Raw genomic sequence first — 18124 nt, forward strand, 5'->3', positions numbered from 1 at the left:
TCATTAACTCTGTGTGCGATTCCTTTAACATTTTGACAGATATTTCTCCTTGCTTTGGGGTGCGTGCTACAACAGCAACTAGAGCCTATTGGGTAGGGGTCCCATGGCCACTGCTGAAACTGCACCCATTGCCGAAGTCATGCACCTCACGGGCGATCGCCTGCGATTGCGGATTCAAGAACTGAAAACCGATGTTGGCTTTCGCGATTCCTTGAGTGCCTACCTGGAAACCCTCCGAGGTATCCAGTCTGTTCACGTTAACCCCCTTGCCGCCTCGATCACCATTGAGTATCGCCGTGAGCAAATCACTCCCCTGCAACTGCTCGCGGCCATTCAATTTTGGGGGGATGTCCAGATCATCGGCCAAGGCAATAGGGGCTTGCAAAACCTCACCCGCGCCTTTGATCTCGAACCCGAAGAAGTTGGCAACAAACTCACCTCCATGGGCGGATTTCTCATCGGGGGCTACGTGGGCGATATGCTCGGCGGCATGGTGGGGGGAACGGCGGCGGGTCTGTTTATGGGGCCTGCGGGTGTAGTCATGGGGGTGCAAGTGGGCACCTTTGTGGGTGGCGTCATTGGTGCGCGACTGGGGATGGAAGCCAGTGAGCAGATAACCCAACTGCAATTTACTGCCCTTGAGGAAACGCCCGAACGGGTCGCAAAAGCGCTGGAGATTCACAGTGGTGACAAAATTGGCGGTGCAGCCGGTGAAATTGCTGGCGGCTTGGCGGGACAAGTGGTCTTAGGACCTGTGGGTGAAACCCTCGGGCGCGTGGTGGGGAATATGGTGGGTTCGCAACTCGGGGAAGATCTGGGGCGACAGTTAGCCGAGCCATCCCCTGAGGAACCTCCTCCCCCGTCTCTGCATCTTTTCCTGGAGTGGTGGGTGAAAACCAGTCAAACCTTTATGAAGGAAACGCTATTGGGCACCCTCGGTGGAATTGTGGCCCGGGCAATGCTGGGTCCTCAAGCCGAAGCTGAGGGCATCCGAGCCGGTACCCGGCTTAGTCGTCATCTCGATATGCAACAGTCCAACACCGCAGCCCCAGAGAAAAAAGTATAATCCTAAAGTAATGGCCTATGGAGATGTCCAGCGCGACAGGAGCGAACTAATGCTCGATACAATCCTACTCCTCATTATCGTCGTGATGGGAATTGCCGTTGGCTTCAACAGCATTGACCTACTCCCAGAAACGGTTCTTGCTCAAGTGGCCAATGTGCGGGGGTTGCAGTGGGTCATGGCTGGCTTTGGCGCCATTGTTGGTATTGCCCTTGGCCTCTTGCTGCAGTCGCTTTACCATCGTCTTGAGCGCAGTATCCGCCAATTGCCTCCAGAAACGCTCCTGTCGCGGGCAGTGGGGCTTGTCGTGGGGCTGCTCCTTGCCAATTTGATGCTGGCACCGATTTTTCTGTTGCCCATTCCCAAGGACTTTTCCTTTATTAAGCCTCTGATTGCGGTTCTCACCAGCATTCTCTTTGCCTATTCGGGAACCACCTTGGCCGATAGCCACGGCCCCGCCCTGCTGCGGTTAATTAATCCCAATGCGGTTGCCAGTAGCCTCTTGGCAGAGGGAATGCTCAAACCTGCCCGGGCTAAGGTGCTGGATACCAGTTGCATTATTGATGGCCGCATTGAGGCGCTGTTGAATTTAGGGGTACTGGAAGGGCAAATCATTGTGCCCCAGTTTGTGCTTCAGGAGTTGCAACGGATTGCCGATGCGGGCAATGAGCAAAAACGGATTCGCGGTCGGCGGGGTCTAGATGTGTTGAACCGCCTACAGGCCAGTTTGGGCGATCGCATTGTCATTCACTCCGCAGACTATCCAGAATTAACGACAGTGGACGCCAAGCTGGTGCGTCTGTGTCAAGAGATCAACGGCACCTTGGTCACCAATGACTTGAATCTCAACAAAGTGGCCCGCTTCCAGAAGGTGGATGTCTTTAACGTCAACGAAGTCGCCCAAGCCCTGCGTCCGATTTATCTCCCTGGGGATACCCTGGAGTTGAAAATCCTCAAGGAAGGAAAAGAGCCTGCCCAAGGGGTGGGATACCTTGAGGATGGCACCATGGTCGTGGTGGAGGAAGGGGTGGATCACATTGGCGATCAATTGTCTGTGGTGGTCACCGGTGCTCTGCAAACGGCAGCAGGACGGATGATTTTTGCCCGTCTGCAAATGCCAACAGTGGCCTAAAATTAACCCTTTGTAGCCTTGAAGGGGCTTTCACATGGCCCACGAGTCACCCAAGCAGGCTTCGCCTCCCCAGCTGGTTTCGCCTTGGGTATGGGGGTTTTTTGTGTTCAGCCTGTTATTTTTGCTGGGGGTCTTGCTGGCAACAGTGTGGCGACCGACCCTTTTTCCTATTGACTTGGTCAATCCCGATCAGTTGCGGCCGCTGCCCGATCTCTTGCAGATGCCTACGGATGAGATGGGTTTGTGGTGGCCGGTTGTCCTTGCCACAATGGTGGCGATCGCCCTCAACTTCATCCCCAGCAAGAATGTTACCCGGCTCATCGTTCGCCTCATCGTCATTCTCTTTGGCTGCCGCTATCTTCTGTGGCGCGGCTGGGTGACGCTCAATGATGCCCACTGGTTGAGCTTTGCTGCCAGTGTTGCCTTCTATGGTCTGGAGCTGCTCTACTTTTTCACTTATCTACTCTACTTTTACCAAACAGCATGGCTGACCAGCGAGTGGCGATCGCGCCAAGCCAATCACTACCAGCAGGCAGTTCTCAGTGGCGAATATTGCCCCAGTGTCGATGTTTTCATTCCCACCTACAATGAACCGCCCCATATTTTGCGACGCACTATTGTTGCCTGTCAGGCCATGAATTACACAAATAAAGCCATCTATGTCCTTGACGATGGTCGGCGATCGGACATTGCCGCTCTGTGCAAACAACTGAGGGTCTGCTATCTCACCCGCCCTACCAACGAGCACCGCAAAGCAGGAAACCTCAACCATGCCCTGAAACGCACCACCGGTGAACTCATTGCCGTTTTTGATGCCGACTTTATTCCTTTTCAGAATTTTTTAACTCGCACTGTGGGCTTTTTCCAAGATGATCAGGTGGCTATGGTGCAAACTCCCCAGCATTTTTTTAACCCCGACTATCACGCCCAAAACCTTGGCATTGAATTTATGATGCCCGGCGACATGGAATATTTTTTCGGGTTTATTCAGCCGGGACGCGATCTTGGCAATGCGATCATCTGTTGTGGTACCTCCTATGTGGTGCGTCGCCGTGACCTAAAGGCAGTGGGGGGCTATTACACCCGCTGTGTGGTTGAGGATTTCCAAACAGGGACAAAGATGCAAATTGCCGGCTACCGCCTAATTTATCTCAACGAGATCCTCAGCATGGGGGAATCTCCCCGCAACTTTCAAGACTATTTGGAGCAACGACTGCGGTGGCTACAGGGGAATATGCAAATCTATTTCTGTGGGGATGATCTCCCCATCTGGTCAAAACTCTCTTGGTTTCAGCGCAGTTGTCATGTGTCCTTGCTATTGCACAATATCACTCCCTTTACCCGTGTTTGCTTTCTCATTGGTCCATTTTTAAGCCTAATGACGGGTATTTCCCTGACGGTTGCTACATTGAGTGAGTATCTTTTCTATGCCCTGCCCTACACCTTACTGAATATTGCCACCTTTAGCTGGGCCACAGAAGGGCGGTATTTCTCAATCTGGGGTGAGGTTTATGAAGTTGCCTTTGCCTTTCCCGGCATGGTGCAACTGATTAAAATCCTGCGCAATCCCTTTGGCAAAATTGGCAGCATCGTCACCAATAAAGGAACTCTCTCTAATCGCAAGCGGTTGAATTTACGCTTCACATGGCCGCTGGCAGCCTTTGTGATTGCTGTGGGGCTGGGTATCTTTATCCGCTATGGGGGCTACTGGCTCCATATTTGGCCGCCTATGGAGTATGAGCGCTCAGGGTTGGAGGTGATGTTGGCTTGGACGCTGTATAACGCCTTTATTGCCTTGATTGCCGTCTTGTCCTCCATCGATCAACCCAGCCGTCGCCAGAGCGATCGCTTCCCCGTTTGCACTGTGTGTCGCTTTCAACTGGGGAATCAAACCTACTGGGGCTATACCCGGGATCTTTCGGAGACAGGGGCGGCTCTATTACTGACCGCTGGCCGGTTTGTGGAAGACCAAGGCAATCAGGTGGGGACGCTCACTTTTTTAGAGCAGGACTTTAGCGTGACCGCAGCTGTTGTTCGCAGCCGTGCAGAAGACGAGAAATGCTGTATTTACCTGCGGTTTCTTGAGGTCAGTGATGAGGCACACCGGGGCCTAGTACAACTGCTCTATGGTGGCCTCACATGGTGGCACAAACCGAAAGCCCCCAGTGGCCTAGATGCCTTTTGGCCAATGTTGATTCGTCTATTCGACTTTCGATCGCTCTTTAGCCTTTATAGCAATAACTAGGAATAACTAACCAATAACTAACCATCGGCTCACGGCTCAAAAATGGGCCCTAGGGGACAACGACAGTTGGGCAACAGGGGAGATGTCAATGTATTCTTTTGAATAACGCCGGTTCCCATCCAGGCACGACTGGGACCCATGCCTAAAGTTGGCTGTCAAAATTTCTACAGATAGGGGATTTGCCAGTGGGGGCACAGCTCATCCCTGACTCCCCACTAATCATTACTAAATCATTTCGTACTAATCATTTCGTAGCGATTGCCGTTCTTGGGTAATAGCTCTGGAGCGCCACTGATCTAGAGATTCTTAAGAAAACTAGCAAGGCCTACCCTGTGTCATTTCCAGTCCTTGAGAACTACCATACTGCCTGTGCAGCCCTTTTTGCAGGGTGGTAAAAGCTGCTTTATAACCAAGCTACCAAGAGTGTGGCCACGCCCAAGCCCGTGAGGGCAATCCAAATGAAAGCATTTGGTAAAGGAGTAGCGGGGGGCGGTGGTTCTTGGGGTTTTGGGGTGGGAGCCGCTGGCCTTTTCGAGGAGCGGCGATTGGGGGAGGTGTAGCTGCGATCGCCCAGGTGGGATAGGTCAGGAATTTCGCTATACCATTCTGGACGGCGTTTCAGTTGGGGAGCCTCCAAAATCGCTAGCAAGCGACGACTTTCCTGCCGCGTGTGAGGATCGGGATGCCGTTGGAGTTGACGGCAGAGACTCACCGCTGCCCCTTGATCGCCAGCAGCGCTATAAGCTGTGACTAACCAGAGACTAATTTCTCCTGATTGCACCGCATTTCCCTCAGCCAGCGCCGCCGCCTGTCCCAAGAGGGCAATGGACTGTTGATAGTTGCCCCGCTCAAAAGCCTCTTGTCCCTGTTGAAAGAGGACAGCTACCGCATCCGTCATTGCTTAAACTTAAAAGAGAAAATAACGTTGGGCAAGGGGTAAGACACTGGCCGGTTCACAGGTGAGCAATTCACCATCCGCCCGCACCTCATAGGTTTCGGGATCTACCTCAATGTGGGGTAAGTAGTCATTGAGCTTGAGATCTGCTTTGCGCAGTTGGCGGATGTGGCGCACCGGCAGCACTGTTTTTTGCAACCCCAACTGTTCTGGGAGGTTGTTGGCAATGCCTGCTTGAGACATAAAGGTTACTGAGGTGGCGGTTTGGCAGCCCCCATAGCTGGCAAACATGGGTTGCATGTGCACTGGTTGGGGCGTGGGAATACTGGCATTGGCATCCCCCATTTGAGCGTAGGCAATCATTCCCCCCTTGATTACCAGCTCCGGCTTGACTCCAAAGAAAGCGGGCTTCCAGAGGCACAGATCAGCAATTTTGCCCACCTCTACTGATCCCACATACTCAGCAATGCCGTGGGTAATGGCAGGATTAATCGTGTACTTGGCTACATAGCGGCGGGCGCGAAAGTTGTCATGATCGACGCCCGGCTGTTGGGGATCCCTGAGATGTCCCCGCTGCAGCTTCATTTTGTGAGCAGTTTGCCATGTGCGAATAATACTCTCCCCCACCCGTCCCATTGCTTGGGAGTCCGAAGAGATAATACTAAAGGCCCCGAGGTCATGGAGAACATCTTCAGCAGCAATGGTTTCTCTGCGAATCCGCGACTCGGCAAAGGCCACATCTTCAGGAATATTGGGGTCGAGGTGGTGGCACACCATCAACATATCCAAGTGCTCATCGAGGGTATTGACAGTGTAGGGGCGAGTGGGATTAGTGGAAGAGGGCAACACATTGGCTTGACCACAGACCTTAATAATGTCCGGGGCATGTCCTCCGCCGGCGCCCTCAGTGTGATAGGCGTGAATGGTGCGGTTTTTGAAGGCAGCAATGGTGTCTTCGACAAACCCAGATTCGTTAAGGGTGTCGGTGTGGATGGCCACCTGAATGTCGTAGTCTTCAGCCACACTCAAACAGGTGTCAATGGCAGCAGGGGTAGTGCCCCAGTCTTCGTGGAGTTTAAGACCAACAGCGCCCGCCTGCACTTGCTCAATCAGTCCTTGGGGTTGGCTGCTATTGCCCTTGCCCAAAAAGCCTAAATTCACTGGAAAGGCATCGGCAGCTTGAAGCATGCGGTAGATGTTCCAAGGTCCTGGCGTACAGGTGGTGGCATTGGTACCTGTGGCAGGCCCCGTTCCGCCACCAATCATTGTTGTAATCCCCGAGGCAATGGCAGTGGCAATCTGCTGTGGACAGATAAAGTGAATGTGGGCGTCAATCCCCCCAGCAGTGAGGATCATGCCTTCGCCAGCGATCGCCTCCGTGCCAGGGCCAATGATAATATCTACCCCCTCTTGGGTGTAGGGGTTTCCTGCTTTACCAATTTTGTAGATTTTGCCCTCTTTGATGCCGACATCGGCCTTGACAACGCCCCACCAGTCCAGAATGACCGCATTGGTGATCACCACATCCACTGCGCCTTCTGCATTAGCAATGGGGGACTGTCCCATCCCGTCGCGGATCACCTTGCCGCCGCCAAACTTGACCTCATCACCGTAGTGGGTGTAGTCGCGCTCAATTTCGATAATGAGATCTGTATCCGCAAGTCGCAGGCGATCGCCCACCGTCGGGCCATAGGTTTCTGCATAGGTCTGGCGATCAATGCGGTAGCTCATGGGGGTCTCAAGGGGTCGGGTGGGAGAGAAGTCCGGCCTTCTCAGTCTAAATTTAGCCTAATTCTTCGACAACAACGAGGCCCTTTTTAAGCAAAGCCTGCAGGTCAGCATTGTGGGTTTTACAGTTGCGCCAGCGCCGCTCATCGACATTTTCATTGCGACCCGGCTGCAGGGTCACAGGCCCAAAGAAACTATCAAAGGTCATGGGCTGTTCGAGGTAGCTAATCACAGTCAGCATGGCAGCAGACGTTCGACAAAATCACTATTTTCAGAATAAGGCTAGAGTGGATCTGCTGCCGAGTTGAGTTAAGTATGGTTCGCGCGCGGTTGAGTTTCGTTGGGATGGCGATCGCCCTTGGGGCCCTAACGGGCTGTCCATTGCGTTTGCCCGATCGCACCCCCACCCCCCCCCATACAGAGGCGTCTCTACCTCCCCTTGCCCCCATGGAGCGACTCAAGGTGAGCGAGAATTTCATTGCCAAGGTGGTTGCTGAGGCAGGGCCAGCGGTGGTGAGTATTGATACTCTACGACTGCGCCGCAGTCAAGAGGATAGTTTCCTCAATCCTTTTCCGGTGCCAGATATGCCAGTGCGCCAAGGTCAAGGCTCTGGGTTTATCTTTACGCCCGATGGCAAAATCATGACCAATGCCCATGTGGTGGAAGGCGCTAGCGCCGTGCGAGTCACACTGCCCGATGGTCGCCAGTACGATGGCAAGGTGCTGGGTGCTGATTCCCTGACGGATGTGGCGGTGGTGCAAATTGATGCCAAGAATCTGCCCACGGTGCAACTGGGGAATTCCGACACCTTGAAGCCCGGTGAGTGGGCGATCGCCATCGGTAACCCCTTGGGGCTGAGTAACACCGTCACCGCTGGGATTATCAGTGCCATGGGGCGTGCCAGTAGTGAAATTGGTGCTGCCGATAAGCGCGTCAGCTTCATTCAAACGGATGCGGCCATTAATCCCGGAAATTCCGGGGGGCCACTCCTGAATGCTGCCGGTCAAGTGGTGGGGGTCAATACGGCGGTAATTTCCCAAGCGCAGGGCCTTGGCTTTGCCATTCCCATCAATACGGCCTATCGCATTGCTGAGCAAATTATTACCACGGGTCGCGCTCAGCACCTCTACTTAGGCATTCGCATGGTGCCCCTAACTCCAGAACTGGTACTACAAATCCGTGAACAACAGCCCAACTGGACCCTGAACCAAACCCAAGGCACTCTGATCATTGGTGTTGCCCCCAATTCGCCAGCGGCAAAAGCAGGTCTGCAAGCGGGAGATTGGATTGCCAAAGTGAACGACATTAACCAACCCACCCCGCAACAAGTACAAAGTGTTGTTGAGGAAACGAAACTCGGGGAGAAAATCACTTTGGAGATTCAACGGGGCGATCGCCGGCAAACTATTAGCCTTAAACCAGAGCCAATGCCGCCGGAATTGTATCCCTCCTCTCAGCCAGAATAAGTTAGTTAATAGTTAGTTAATAGTGGGGCTACAGTAGTGCACTTTTCCTGTAAACCAGCGGCCACAATAGCTGAGGCGCCCGCTAACAATGGGGTAAACCCGATGGACATCGCTGGGGATGGCTGGGGAATGCCGGCCCCCTTTGAGGGTGTTCCAGCCCTCTGAGGCGGGCGGCAAGGATTTGAGCAACCATAGGAAAATCCCCAATTATGGGATGAGTACCACCTTCCCCTGTACCAAGCGTTGGCTGAGATAGCGATGGGCATCGGCGGCGGCACCGAGGGGAAAGGTTTTATCCACAACAACCTGGAGCTCGCCGCAATCCACAAGGCTGGCCACCTGCTCTAGGATCTTGCCTTGGTGGGCAAGGGCCTCCCGCAGGCCCATGAGTTGAGGGGTGAGCATCAGGGTGAGTTGGATCAAGAGGTTGCGTTGGCGGGCAATTTTCCATGGCGTATCGGCTGCCGGTTCCAAGAGGGTGGCGAGGGTGCCATAGGGACGCACCGCCTTGAAGGTCTCGGCAAAGGTGGTACCCCCAACGGTATCAAGGGCAAGATCAACCCCCTTGCCGCCGGTCCAATCTAAAACCGCTTGCACCCAGTCGGTTGTTTTGTAGTTAATGGCGAGGGTTGCCCCCAAAGCTTCTGTAAATTCGGCTTTTGCTGGCGAACTAATGGTGGTGGCCACCTGGGCACCTGCGCGCCGGGCTAATTGAATGGCCAGATGCCCCACCCCGCCCGCGCCGGCGTGAATGAGAACGGTTTTTGCGGTAGAGAGGACATTCAACGGTGGGACTGCCCCGCGATCGCCCAAAGCTTCCCAAGCGGTAATGACGGCCAAGGGCAAGGCAGCCGCCTGAATAAATGAGAGAGACTTGGGTTTATGGGCAACAGCAGCTTCCGGCACAACTGCATACTCGGCGTAACAGCCGCCGCGATCGCCCAAGCCGCCATAGCAGAAATAGACCTCATCGCCTACGCGAAAGCGCCGTACTGCCGCACCCACCGCCACCACGACGCCGGCACCATCACAGCCGAGAATCGCTGGCCGGCGATCGGGAAAAAACGTGCCCCGCTGTCGCAGCTTAGTATCAATGGGGTTGACACTGGCTGCCCGCAGTTGAATTTTCACCTCATCGGCAGCTTCAACCTGCGGCTCGGGCATCTCCCGTAGCACTAAAACATCGGGCTCGCCAAACTCAGTGATGGCAACGGCTTTCATGTTTTGGCTAGCTGGGAAAGCATCTCAGGACGAAATAACGCTCCTATTGTACTCCATCAACTCGACCGCCAAAGAACCCCCGCCAGGGGGGAGTCATTACCACCCCCCCAGCACAGACCCCTCCTAGGAGGTCGTCTGGGACTACTATAAGCACAACCCCTTTGCAAGTATCTCGTCCCGATCATTATTTTGTTTTTGTAAAACTTTAGATCCGCAGTTGCCCGAGGCGCAATCTCTCCCTAGGACCGGGTTTCCAGCAAATTCAAGCACCTCTAAATCCACCAGAAACTGTCCTAGGGCTGACAGTGGCGGGCTTTGCTAAAATCTTGGAGCGGAGAGAATATCTTTGTCCAGAGGGGCTTGATCGACCGCCGTTGGGCACGCGATCGCCGCCGCAGGGGGGAAGCCTCTATACTAGGATGTTGACCCTCTGGCCATTTGGTTTGCCCCATGAGCTTGCTCCAAGTCACCGATGTCTATGCCGGCTATATTCCCGACGTGGATATTTTACGGGGGGTTAATTTTCGCCTCGAAGCCGGGGAGCTTGTGGCTGTCATTGGCCCCAATGGCGCCGGAAAATCAACATTAGCAAAAACCATCGCCGGTTTGCTGACGCCCCGCCTTGGCACCATTACCCTCGCCGGCGAAGATATTACCTACCTGCGTCCCAACCAAATTGTTAAAAAGGGCATCGGTTACGTGCCGCAAGTTGCCAATGTATTCCGCTCCCTCACCATTGAAGAAAATCTGGAGATGGGGGCCTTTACCAAAACCGGCAATCTCAAGGTACTCAAAGAGCGTGTCTATGATACCTTTCCCCGCTTGGCGGAGCGGCGACAGCAACGGGCCGGTACCCTTTCCGGGGGCGAACGGCAAATGCTGGCCATGGGACGCGCCATGATGCTGGATCCCCAAATTATGGTCTTGGATGAACCCTCTGCGGCTCTTTCCCCAGCGCTGGTCAATGATGTCTTTGCCAAAATCAAAGAAATTAATGCCCAGGGCACCGCTATTATTCTTGTGGAGCAAAACGCCCGGAAGGCCCTTGCCATGAGCGATCGCGGGTACGTCTTAGAAATGGGTAAAGAGCGCTATGAAGGACTGGGCAGCGAATTACTCAATGACCCCAAAGTGGGAGAACTTTACCTCGGAATTGTGCGGGCACAGCCTTAGGGCGCTGGGCTAAAAATGGCCGTTTCAAGGGCAATCAGGCTTTTTTCTAGATCATCATTGACAATTTGCACATCAAATTCTGGGGCAGCAGCAATTTCAGTTTCCGCTTGAGCTAAACGGCGGGCGATCGCCTCCTCACTGTCTTGGCCACGGCTGCGCAGGCGGTGTTCCAGTTCTGCTAAAGATGGCGGCAAAATAAAGATGTGACGCGCTTGGGGATAGGATTGGCGCACTTGACGTGCCCCTTGCAGTTCAATTTCGAGGATCACGGTTTTCCCTTGGGCAATGAGTTGAACCAGGGGGTGGCGCGGTGTGCCGTAGTAATGACCTGCAAACTCCGCCCATTCCAAGAGTTGGCCAGCGGCAATCATGGCCTTAAATTCTTCTACAGAGACAAAATAGTAATCCACCCCTGCAACCTCTGTAGGACGCGGCGGCCGGGTGGTGGCCGAAACTGAAAAGGCCAGTTCGGGATGGCGTTGCCGCAGTTGCCGTAGGAGCGTTCCTTTGCCGACACCACTGGGGCCAGTAATCACAATGAGTTGCCCGGGCTGGGGCGTTGCACTGGTCATAACTGCATAGGTGAGAAACTTTTTAATCCTACTGTGTTTGCTTAGAGTTTTATCATTAAGGCAACGTGGTTGAGGCATGACCGTGAAGATTCATTTGCCCACTGGAAGTGACAATGTCCGCATTGAAATGCTGCCCCTGATTGATGTGGTCTTTTGTATTCTCACGTTCTTTATTTTGGCGGCGGTGAGTCTGACGCGGCAGCAGGCGATTACGTTGAATCTGCCCCAAGCCAGCACCAGTCAAGCCCAGTCGCAAAAGATGCTGGTGGTGAGCATTGATCCGGCAGGGCAACTCTTTGTGGATAAAGACCCAGTCAACCGCAGTGAACTCTATCAACGCTTGGCCACATACTTGAAAACCAATCCCCAGGGCATGGTAATTTTGCGGGCGTCGCAGGTGGTCAGCTATAACGAAGTCATCCAGGTCTTGGATCTTCTGCGATCCCTAGGGGGCAATCGGGTGGCCTTGGCCACTCAACCCGTTGAACAGCCGGTGCTCAGTACGGAGACCCGCCCTACCCCCCTCCCCTCGCCGCCGGCTAACGACCAACCCATACCCGCCAATCTATAGGGCGTTACCGTGGAACCGATTTCCAGTATTCCTGTGGCCCCGGTGGGCTTTCGCTCTGGCTTTGTGGCCTTAGTGGGTCGCCCCAATGTCGGTAAGTCCACGCTCTTCAACCATCTGCTGGGACAAAAGGTAGCCATTACCTCCCCTGTGGCGCAAACCACCCGTAACCGCTTACGGGGCATTCTGACAACGGCAACAGCGCAATTTATCTTTGTGGACACACCGGGCATCCATAAGCCCCACCATCGCCTTGGGGAAGTGCTGGTGCACAATGCCAAAGGTGTTCTCAAGCGGGTGGATGCGATTGTCTTTGTGGTGGATGCTGCTAGTCCGCCGGGTCGGGGCGATCGCTACGTGGCGGATCTCCTGACAACGACTCCATCGCCCGTTCTTATGGCCATCAATAAAATTGACCTGCTGCCAGCAGCGGAGCGAGAACAGCGGCAACAGGACTATCAAACCCTTGGCCCTTGGCCGGCCTATCCCTGCTCAGCCCTGACTGGAGAGGGAGTTGGTTTGCTGCAATCGGCGATCGCAGCGCAGTTGCCCCTTGGTCCCTATTACTATCCACCGGACATGGTTACCGATCAGCCGGAGCGATTCATCATGGCGGAATTAATCCGTGAACAAATTTTGCACCACACCCGCGAGGAAGTCCCCCATTCAGTAGCCGTGACCATTGAACAGGTGCAGCAGGTGCGCAACCTCACTCGTGTGCACGCGGTGATTTATGTGGAGCGTCCAACGCAAAAGGCTATCATTATTGGCCAAGGGGGTCAGTTGCTCAAACAAATTGGCACCGCTGCCCGCCAAGAAATTGAAACCCTCATTGGTGGCAAGATCTATCTAGAACTGTTTGTCAAGGTGCGCCCCCGCTGGCGACAGGATCGGTTGCGCTTAGCGGAGTTGGGCTATCGCCTTGAGAAGGATTGAGAACATGGAGACAGTATTGCGAGTCGGTGTGGCAGGGCCCGTGGGTTCAGGTAAAACCGCTCTTGTGGATGCTCTTTGTAAAGCCTTGCGCGATCGCTATCGCCTAGGGGTCGTGACTAATGATATTTACACCCAAGAGGACGCTCAGTTTTTGGTGCGTTCCCAAGCCCTTCCCCCAGAGCGAATTCTTGGTGTTGAAACGGGGGGATGTCCCCACACCGCCATTCGGGAAGATGTTTCCCTCAACCTAGCGGCCATTCAGCAATTGGAAACAACTCTTCAGCCTTTGGATCTGATTTTTGTTGAGAGTGGCGGCGATAATTTGGCTGCGACATTTAGTCCGGAACTGGTGGATTTAACGATTTACGTGATTGACGTGGCTGCTGGCGATAAAATTCCTCGCAAGGGCGGGCCTGGCATTACCAAGTCGGATTTATTGGTGATTAATAAAATTGATCTTGCCCCCTATGTGGGTGCTGATTTAGAGGTGATGAAACGGGACACCCTAAAAATGCGGGGCGATCGCCCCTATGTGATGACGAACTTGAAAACTGGCCTTGGGCTCGATCAGGTGATTGCGTTTCTCACATTCCACCTGGCAGCGTAAATATCATCACATGGAATTTGACCCAACGCACACCAAGTCACTGATCATCATCACTGGCACTGCAACAATTTGTCCCTTAAAATCGTCCTAGCGGCATCGACAGCTAGGAAGTATTATGAACTAGGCATGGTTCTCACGGTTCCCACGCGATTATTTGCCACTCGGGTTCGACCGACTATGTGCTTAGCGCAAGGCATGTTGTCAATTGTAGGGATAATTACCGCGTGATGCCTATTGATCAGTACGCCTACGCCGTTGACTTCAATAGGATGAAATTTTTGCCGATACAGAGCTGATACAGATTTAGCTGTCGTGGAATTCCCGAGCCCAAAAACCCAAAAAACGACTATCAGGTAGCTACGCTAACAAACTCTAACTTTGCCGAGAAAGGGTCACATTATCTCTGGATGGCTGCAGCCCTGGGGCAAGTGAGTTTTTATTCATTGCCGGTTCAATTGCGAGGATTGAGTAATATGGCTATTCAATTGGGAATCCGCCCCATTGCTGTGCTCCTCAGTTTGGCAGTGGGCATGATTGGAGCGATCGCCCATGCCTCTTGGGCAAGTTATCGTCCACCTGCAAACATTGGCCGCCCCGGTAATCGCGAGGGGGCCGCAACGCGAATTGCCCGTCCCATGCTGCTGCGGGAGAGTACCGGTGGTACCGAAAGCTGTCTGACTGAGCCAAAGCAAACCGTGGTTGCCCTCGTGCCCAAGGATAACAATGGCCTCACCAGCACATCCACCCCCACCCTCTATAGCTTCATTCCCGCCAATAGGGGAGCAGTCCTAACCCTAACCCTGCGGGATCCCCAAGGTACAGAAGTCTATCGCCAAGAGCGTCCTGCCCCCACAGCAGCGGGCATTCTTGGCTGGCCCGTGGAGAATGTCTCCCTCAAAAACGGTGTGGATTACCAGTGGCAACTGACTCTCACCTGCACCAATGGCACCACGGCCCTTAAAACTCTCAGCTGGTTGCGACCGGTGCCCTTATCCCGCAGCCAACAGCAGCGAATTGTCCAAGCGAAAGATGTAGCGGCTGCCTTTGCCATGGCAGGCTACTGGTACGATGTCCTCAATCAACTCGCTAAACAACGCCTAGCGCCGCCGGAGAATGCCCAACTCCAGCAAAAATGGCAAGCCCTCTTACAGTCTGCCCCTGTCCAGTTAACCAATGTGGCGAATCAACCCCTCCTTCCCTGGCCATCCCAGCCCTAACTCTCTAGGGAGAGACTGGCCAGCCACTTGTAGAGGTCAGGAATATTGGCATTGGGTTGAAGGAGATCCTCCTTCATGCGCATGAGTGCCTTGGCCAAGGGTTGGGCGCGATCGCGATACTCTGCAACACTGGCCAGCAAATCTGTAAACACCTGTTCTTCGATCTGGGCGCGAGGGGGTGGCTCAGCCGTTGCATCACGGTAGGTTTGATAGGCCACAGGGGTTGCGGCAAACCCCAGTCGAAAAATAAAGGCCTCAGCTGCCTCTTGCAGTTGCCCTTGGAGCGATCGCACAGACAACTCACCGCGCTCAAAGCCCACTTCTCCTTTGAGGCTGACTTCAACAATCGCCTCTGCCATGTCTGACCGATGCCGCTGCACCAATTGCTGGAGTTGCTTCTCCACCTGGCTCACGGTGTCACTGGGGGTGAGAGTAAGGGTGTAGCGATGGATGGGACGCTGCCAATAGTCGCGCTTGAGTTCCGCTTGGGGTGGTCCCTGATCAAGGCTGACCAACAGGACTCCCCGCGGATTTTGCTGCTGGTTTTCCTGAATCGAATTGGCCTCAACGGAGCCGGGATTAAAGATCCAGTCCTCAACGGCATAGTGGCGATGGATATGCCCTAAGGCCAGGTAATCTACACCCGCTTGGCGCAGCGGTAGGAGTTCGTTGTAGCGCAATGCCCCTTGGTAGCGGGAGACTTGCCCCTCAAGACCGTGGTGAAAGAGCAAAATCGTCGCACCGGCAGCGCGGGGCAGCACCTGAATTTGGCTCGCAAGCTGTTGAATGGCCCGGGGGGCACTGGCACCATACCACTGGGAACCAATGACGCGCACACCACAGGGGAGATCAATATACCCACCCCGCGCTGTCTCGGAGTTCCAGGGATGCAATTGGCCACTTTCATCCGGTTCCAGTAGATAGAGATAATCTTTTTCACAGAGGTAGCGTAGCCAATTGGACTTGACACCGTAGGGGCAGTTGTCGTGGTTGCCCTCAATGGCGAGCACTGGAATTCCCGCCGATCGCACCTTATCAAGGACGTATTCCGCCTGATTGAGAATGCCGGGGGTAATCATCCGCTCCTCAAAGAGATCACCGGCAATCAGAACAAAATCGACCCGTGCCTCGATGGCGTAGGTTTCCAAGGCACTGTCAAAGGCCCGGAAAAAGTCCAGCATGCGGCTGGGGTTGTCTTGGCGATATTTGTTGTAGCCCAAGTGCACATCGGCAACATGCAGAAACCGCACCATTTGACTCTGTCTCCTAGGGACGATCGCTGGCAAGTTGGGCAAGGCGGACTGCCCAATTGGGATAGGCCTCTGCTGCTTGATCGGTGGCCACCACTTCCACAGTGCGATAGCAGGCCACGGGCAAATTTAGCAAACTGGCCAGAAATACAGCTAAATCTTCACGACTCAGAAAACCCGTCAGGCGATCGCCTTGATCCAGGCGCAGTTCCTTGCCGCCGGGCTGATCCGTCAGACCACAGGGACGGACAATCGTGTAGGGAAGACCACTTTGGCGCAGCATATTTTCCGCTGCTAGTTTCCACCTCAGGAGGCCCCCCAATTGTTTGTTGTATTGAACCGCCAAGGGCTGTCCCTTAACATCAAGATTGGCTTGCTGCGGACGGGTAACCCCGGCAGAACTGACCTGAATAATGCGAGGTAAGGGCAAGCCCCCATAGGCTTGGATGAACTCTATCTCAAGCCTGAAGGAGCCGGGGCGAAAGTGCGGGTTGAGGGCACCGTCATACTCAAACTTGCTCAGCATCAGTTGCAGTGAGTAAATTTGCCCCACATTCAGCGGCGGGGCATTGGTGGCCGTGCGTGCCCGAAATACAGGGATAAAGTGGCTAAAGGGCAACTCAACCGTGATCCACTGATCGGCCGCCGTATCAAAAGAGATGGCATAGCCGACGCCATCCCAAGCGGGGTCACTGCGTAGGAAAAATTTATAGCGCTGGCCATCGCCGCGAACCCGGAGTTGAATGCCCGTGCATCCTTGCAAATTGAGAGGTGGGGTGAGGTTGCGGGTGCGAATCGAGACAAAGCCCCCAGAATTTTCCGTAGAAACCACCCCTGTGAAGAGAGCACTGTGATCCTTGAGGTAAAACTGGCTGGCACTGACGCCGCCCATGACCACATCATCAAGGGCACCCCAAACTTCCTTCAGAGGCGGCGTGGGATAGCGATAGTCAAAGAGAGGATAGGTGTTGGGTTGACTTTGAAAATAGGGTTGGGCACGTTCCAACAAATGCCGCATCCCCTCAAATTCAACGGCCTCTGGGCTAGCACCGGCAATTTCAAGGCCCGGAGGTGGCGCCTTGGGATTGGACTGTACCTTTGCCCCGACACAGTTGATCACCGCTCGACTCCCCTGCAGGAGATCGGTAGGCAGGGGCTGAGTCACATCGGCAATGACGATCTCTAAAAAGGGGTCTGGGGGAAGCACACTTTCAGCCTTGGCGCGATCGCGCACGACTGCCCGCACAGCATAGCCTTGACCCAAGAGGGTTTTCACCACTGCTTGACCGGTTCGACCCGTTGCCCCCATAACCACCACCAGGCCACTGCCCCGATAGGCGGGCGGCTTGAAGAGATCCGGTAAAAGGGGCGACAGCACGGGGCGCAGGGGCTCCAGCGTTCCTACAAAAGGTAAGGTTTGAAAAAAGCGCAGTGTATCGAGAAAGCGACCAAGTTCCCAGTTATTTGCCATAGAGGGGCACCACGCTTGACCAGTGGGGAAATGTTTCCCCTGCCCTTAGTGTATCGTGCCACTGTTGGGCTGCCCATGTCAGCAAAGCCCGGCCATAGTCGCTGGAATGGGGAGGGCTCAGGTGTTTGGAGGGATGGGGCCAAGTGGCTAGGAGCGCCTCTGCCTCGCTGTCTGTGACCAGGCGATCGCCCCAAAGAGCGTGGAGACACCCTCCCTGATAGCGATAAATGCCAAGGTATTGATGCCCCTGCTGGGCGCGGCGTGACACGATCCCATCCTCCTCTAGGAGTGCGTTACGATAGTGCCAGGCCATTGTGCCCAGGCTAGACAGACCCAAAAGGGGGACTTCCAATTGTTGGGCCAGTATGCGGGCAGTGACTACCCCCAACCGCGTTCCCGTAAAGCTGCCCGGACCACAGCCAATGGCGATCGCCCCCAGTTTAGCCCAAGTGTAACGACCCATGAGTTCCCCAAGGCAGGGGTGAAGTTGGCTGGCCAGTTCTCGACCCAAGGGCCATGTTTTCACCTCCAGCAGTTGAGCCGCCTCCAGATCATAAAGACCAGCCACCAGTGTGGCAT

19 protein-coding genes are annotated in these 18124 nt (G+C 54.4%); 9 read left to right on the forward strand and 10 right to left on the reverse strand.

The annotated features are described in order from the left end of the window. Window positions 1-103: 103 nt before the first annotated feature. The 3 genes from Q0W94_RS04020 to Q0W94_RS04030 are packed head-to-tail and all read left to right on the forward strand — an operon-like array spanning window position 104 to window position 4440. A complete protein-coding gene (locus Q0W94_RS04020; protein WP_297761449.1) occupies window positions 104-1066 on the forward strand; it encodes an HMA2 domain-containing protein in 963 nt (320 codons plus the stop codon). A 49-nt stretch (window positions 1067-1115) separates the two neighbouring features. Next, complete coding sequence (locus Q0W94_RS04025) at window positions 1116-2195, forward strand: PIN/TRAM domain-containing protein (protein WP_297761453.1); 1080 nt, start codon at window positions 1116-1118, stop codon at window positions 2193-2195. A gap of 34 nt (window positions 2196-2229) precedes the next feature. Further along, window positions 2230-4440 (forward strand): glycosyltransferase, encoded by a 2211-nt coding sequence (locus tag Q0W94_RS04030; protein WP_297761456.1) that lies wholly within the window; start codon window positions 2230-2232, stop codon window positions 4438-4440. Between the two features lie 403 nt (window positions 4441-4843). Here Q0W94_RS04030 and Q0W94_RS04035 read toward each other — a convergent pair whose 3' ends face one another. From Q0W94_RS04035 to Q0W94_RS04045, 3 genes are read right to left on the reverse strand one after another with little or no spacing between them, the layout of a single operon-like run. Next, window positions 4844-5338, reverse strand: coding sequence for a hypothetical protein (locus tag Q0W94_RS04035; protein ID WP_297761459.1), 495 nt, complete (start codon window positions 5336-5338; stop codon window positions 4844-4846). A gap of 9 nt (window positions 5339-5347) precedes the next feature. Further along, entirely contained in the window at window positions 5348-7066 is a 1719-nt protein-coding gene (gene ureC, locus Q0W94_RS04040) for an urease subunit alpha (RefSeq protein ID WP_024125535.1), read from the reverse strand. Window positions 7067-7118: 52 nt separating this feature from the next. Further along, window positions 7119-7304, reverse strand: a complete 186-nt coding sequence (locus tag Q0W94_RS04045) for a hypothetical protein (protein ID WP_297761463.1) — start codon at window positions 7302-7304, stop codon at window positions 7119-7121. 74 nt (window positions 7305-7378) lie between these two features. On the opposite strand from Q0W94_RS04045, the gene Q0W94_RS04050 reads away from it, so the two are divergent. Then, window positions 7379-8530, forward strand: coding sequence for a trypsin-like peptidase domain-containing protein (locus Q0W94_RS04050; RefSeq protein WP_297761466.1), 1152 nt, complete (start codon window positions 7379-7381; stop codon window positions 8528-8530). A 12-nt stretch (window positions 8531-8542) separates the two neighbouring features. On the opposite strand, the gene Q0W94_RS04055 is transcribed toward Q0W94_RS04050, so the two are convergent. The 3 genes from Q0W94_RS04055 to Q0W94_RS04065 all read right to left on the reverse strand — a co-directional run bounded on the left by Q0W94_RS04055 (window position 8543) and on the right by Q0W94_RS04065 (window position 10203). Beyond that, window positions 8543-8719 (reverse strand): hypothetical protein, encoded by a 177-nt coding sequence (locus tag Q0W94_RS04055; RefSeq protein WP_297761470.1) that lies wholly within the window; start codon window positions 8717-8719, stop codon window positions 8543-8545. An 18-nt stretch (window positions 8720-8737) separates the two neighbouring features. Then, window positions 8738-9751 (reverse strand): zinc-dependent alcohol dehydrogenase family protein, encoded by a 1014-nt coding sequence (locus Q0W94_RS04060; RefSeq protein ID WP_297761473.1) that lies wholly within the window; start codon window positions 9749-9751, stop codon window positions 8738-8740. A gap of 293 nt (window positions 9752-10044) precedes the next feature. Beyond that, window positions 10045-10203 carry a hypothetical protein gene (locus tag Q0W94_RS04065; protein WP_297761476.1) on the reverse strand — a complete coding sequence of 53 codons (159 nt, stop codon included), beginning with the start codon at window positions 10201-10203 and terminating at the stop codon, window positions 10045-10047. On the opposite strand from Q0W94_RS04065, the gene Q0W94_RS04070 reads away from it, so the two are divergent. After that, window positions 10202-10924 carry an ABC transporter ATP-binding protein gene (locus Q0W94_RS04070; protein WP_297761479.1) on the forward strand — a complete coding sequence of 241 codons (723 nt, stop codon included), beginning with the start codon at window positions 10202-10204 and terminating at the stop codon, window positions 10922-10924. The two genes, Q0W94_RS04065 and Q0W94_RS04070, sit on opposite strands and share 2 nt — an antisense overlap. On the opposite strand, the gene gmk is transcribed toward Q0W94_RS04070, so the two are convergent. Beyond that, window positions 10921-11496, reverse strand: a complete 576-nt coding sequence (gmk, locus tag Q0W94_RS04075; protein ID WP_297761482.1) for a guanylate kinase — start codon at window positions 11494-11496, stop codon at window positions 10921-10923. The two genes, Q0W94_RS04070 and gmk, sit on opposite strands and share 4 nt — an antisense overlap. 76 nt (window positions 11497-11572) lie before the next feature. On the opposite strand from gmk, the gene Q0W94_RS04080 reads away from it, so the two are divergent. The 4 genes from Q0W94_RS04080 to Q0W94_RS04095 all read left to right on the forward strand — a co-directional run bounded on the left by Q0W94_RS04080 (window position 11573) and on the right by Q0W94_RS04095 (window position 14824). After that, the gene (locus Q0W94_RS04080; protein WP_297761484.1) at window positions 11573-12067 is read left to right on the forward strand and encodes a biopolymer transporter ExbD; all 495 of its coding nucleotides are present in this window, start codon (window positions 11573-11575) and stop codon (window positions 12065-12067) included. 9 nt (window positions 12068-12076) lie between these two features. After that, entirely contained in the window at window positions 12077-13000 is a 924-nt protein-coding gene (era, locus tag Q0W94_RS04085) for a GTPase Era (RefSeq protein WP_297761487.1), read from the forward strand. Between the two features lie 4 nt (window positions 13001-13004). After that, window positions 13005-13607: an urease accessory protein UreG gene (gene ureG, locus Q0W94_RS04090; protein ID WP_297761490.1), complete on the forward strand. Its 603-nt coding sequence runs from the start codon at window positions 13005-13007 to the stop codon at window positions 13605-13607. Window positions 13608-14080: 473 nt separating this feature from the next. Further along, window positions 14081-14824: a DUF928 domain-containing protein gene (locus Q0W94_RS04095; RefSeq protein WP_297761494.1), complete on the forward strand. Its 744-nt coding sequence runs from the start codon at window positions 14081-14083 to the stop codon at window positions 14822-14824. Here Q0W94_RS04095 and Q0W94_RS04100 read toward each other — a convergent pair. From Q0W94_RS04100 to tsaB, 3 genes are read right to left on the reverse strand one after another with little or no spacing between them, the layout of a single operon-like run. Continuing rightward, entirely contained in the window at window positions 14821-16077 is a 1257-nt protein-coding gene (locus tag Q0W94_RS04100; RefSeq protein WP_297761497.1) for a DNA repair exonuclease, read from the reverse strand. The genes Q0W94_RS04095 and Q0W94_RS04100 overlap by 4 nt on opposite strands. A gap of 13 nt (window positions 16078-16090) precedes the next feature. Further along, complete coding sequence (locus tag Q0W94_RS04105) at window positions 16091-17545, reverse strand: CIA30 family protein (RefSeq protein ID WP_297761501.1); 1455 nt, start codon at window positions 17543-17545, stop codon at window positions 16091-16093. Beyond that, on the reverse strand, window positions 17535-18113 hold the full coding sequence (tsaB, locus tag Q0W94_RS04110) for a tRNA (adenosine(37)-N6)-threonylcarbamoyltransferase complex dimerization subunit type 1 TsaB (protein ID WP_297761504.1): 579 nt from the start codon (window positions 18111-18113) through the stop codon (window positions 17535-17537). Before tsaB ends, Q0W94_RS04105 begins: the two co-directional genes overlap by 11 nt. Window positions 18114-18124: the final 11 nt, after the last annotated feature.

The sequence above is a fragment of the Thermosynechococcus sp. genome (assembly GCF_025999095.1).
Lineage (GTDB): Bacteria > Cyanobacteriota > Cyanobacteriia > Thermosynechococcales > Thermosynechococcaceae > Thermosynechococcus.

Bases quoted from the DNA above. Each gene is read 5' to 3' on its own strand.
- Q0W94_RS04105 (WP_297761501.1), bottom strand. From the start codon at position 17,545: ATGGCAAATAACTGGGAACTTGGTCGCTTTCTCGATACACTGCGCTTT.
- Q0W94_RS04030 (WP_297761456.1), top strand. From the start codon at position 2,230: ATGGCCCACGAGTCACCCAAGCAGGCTTCGCCTCCCCAGCTGGTTTCG.
- Q0W94_RS04080 (WP_297761484.1), top strand. From the start codon at position 11,573: ATGACCGTGAAGATTCATTTGCCCACTGGAAGTGACAATGTCCGCATT.
- Q0W94_RS04025 (WP_297761453.1), top strand. From the start codon at position 1,116: ATGCTCGATACAATCCTACTCCTCATTATCGTCGTGATGGGAATTGCC.
- ureG (WP_297761490.1), top strand. From the start codon at position 13,005: ATGGAGACAGTATTGCGAGTCGGTGTGGCAGGGCCCGTGGGTTCAGGT.
- gmk (WP_297761482.1), bottom strand. From the start codon at position 11,496: ATGACCAGTGCAACGCCCCAGCCCGGGCAACTCATTGTGATTACTGGC.
- Q0W94_RS04100 (WP_297761497.1), bottom strand. From the start codon at position 16,077: ATGGTGCGGTTTCTGCATGTTGCCGATGTGCACTTGGGCTACAACAAA.
- Q0W94_RS04070 (WP_297761479.1), top strand. From the start codon at position 10,202: ATGAGCTTGCTCCAAGTCACCGATGTCTATGCCGGCTATATTCCCGAC.
- Q0W94_RS04045 (WP_297761463.1), bottom strand. From the start codon at position 7,304: ATGCTGACTGTGATTAGCTACCTCGAACAGCCCATGACCTTTGATAGT.
- Q0W94_RS04035 (WP_297761459.1), bottom strand. From the start codon at position 5,338: ATGACGGATGCGGTAGCTGTCCTCTTTCAACAGGGACAAGAGGCTTTT.
- Q0W94_RS04065 (WP_297761476.1), bottom strand. From the start codon at position 10,203: ATGGGGCAAACCAAATGGCCAGAGGGTCAACATCCTAGTATAGAGGCT.
- Q0W94_RS04020 (WP_297761449.1), top strand. From the start codon at position 104: ATGGCCACTGCTGAAACTGCACCCATTGCCGAAGTCATGCACCTCACG.
- ureC (WP_024125535.1), bottom strand. From the start codon at position 7,066: ATGAGCTACCGCATTGATCGCCAGACCTATGCAGAAACCTATGGCCCG.
- Q0W94_RS04050 (WP_297761466.1), top strand. From the start codon at position 7,379: ATGGTTCGCGCGCGGTTGAGTTTCGTTGGGATGGCGATCGCCCTTGGG.
- Q0W94_RS04060 (WP_297761473.1), bottom strand. From the start codon at position 9,751: ATGAAAGCCGTTGCCATCACTGAGTTTGGCGAGCCCGATGTTTTAGTG.
- Q0W94_RS04095 (WP_297761494.1), top strand. From the start codon at position 14,081: ATGGCTATTCAATTGGGAATCCGCCCCATTGCTGTGCTCCTCAGTTTG.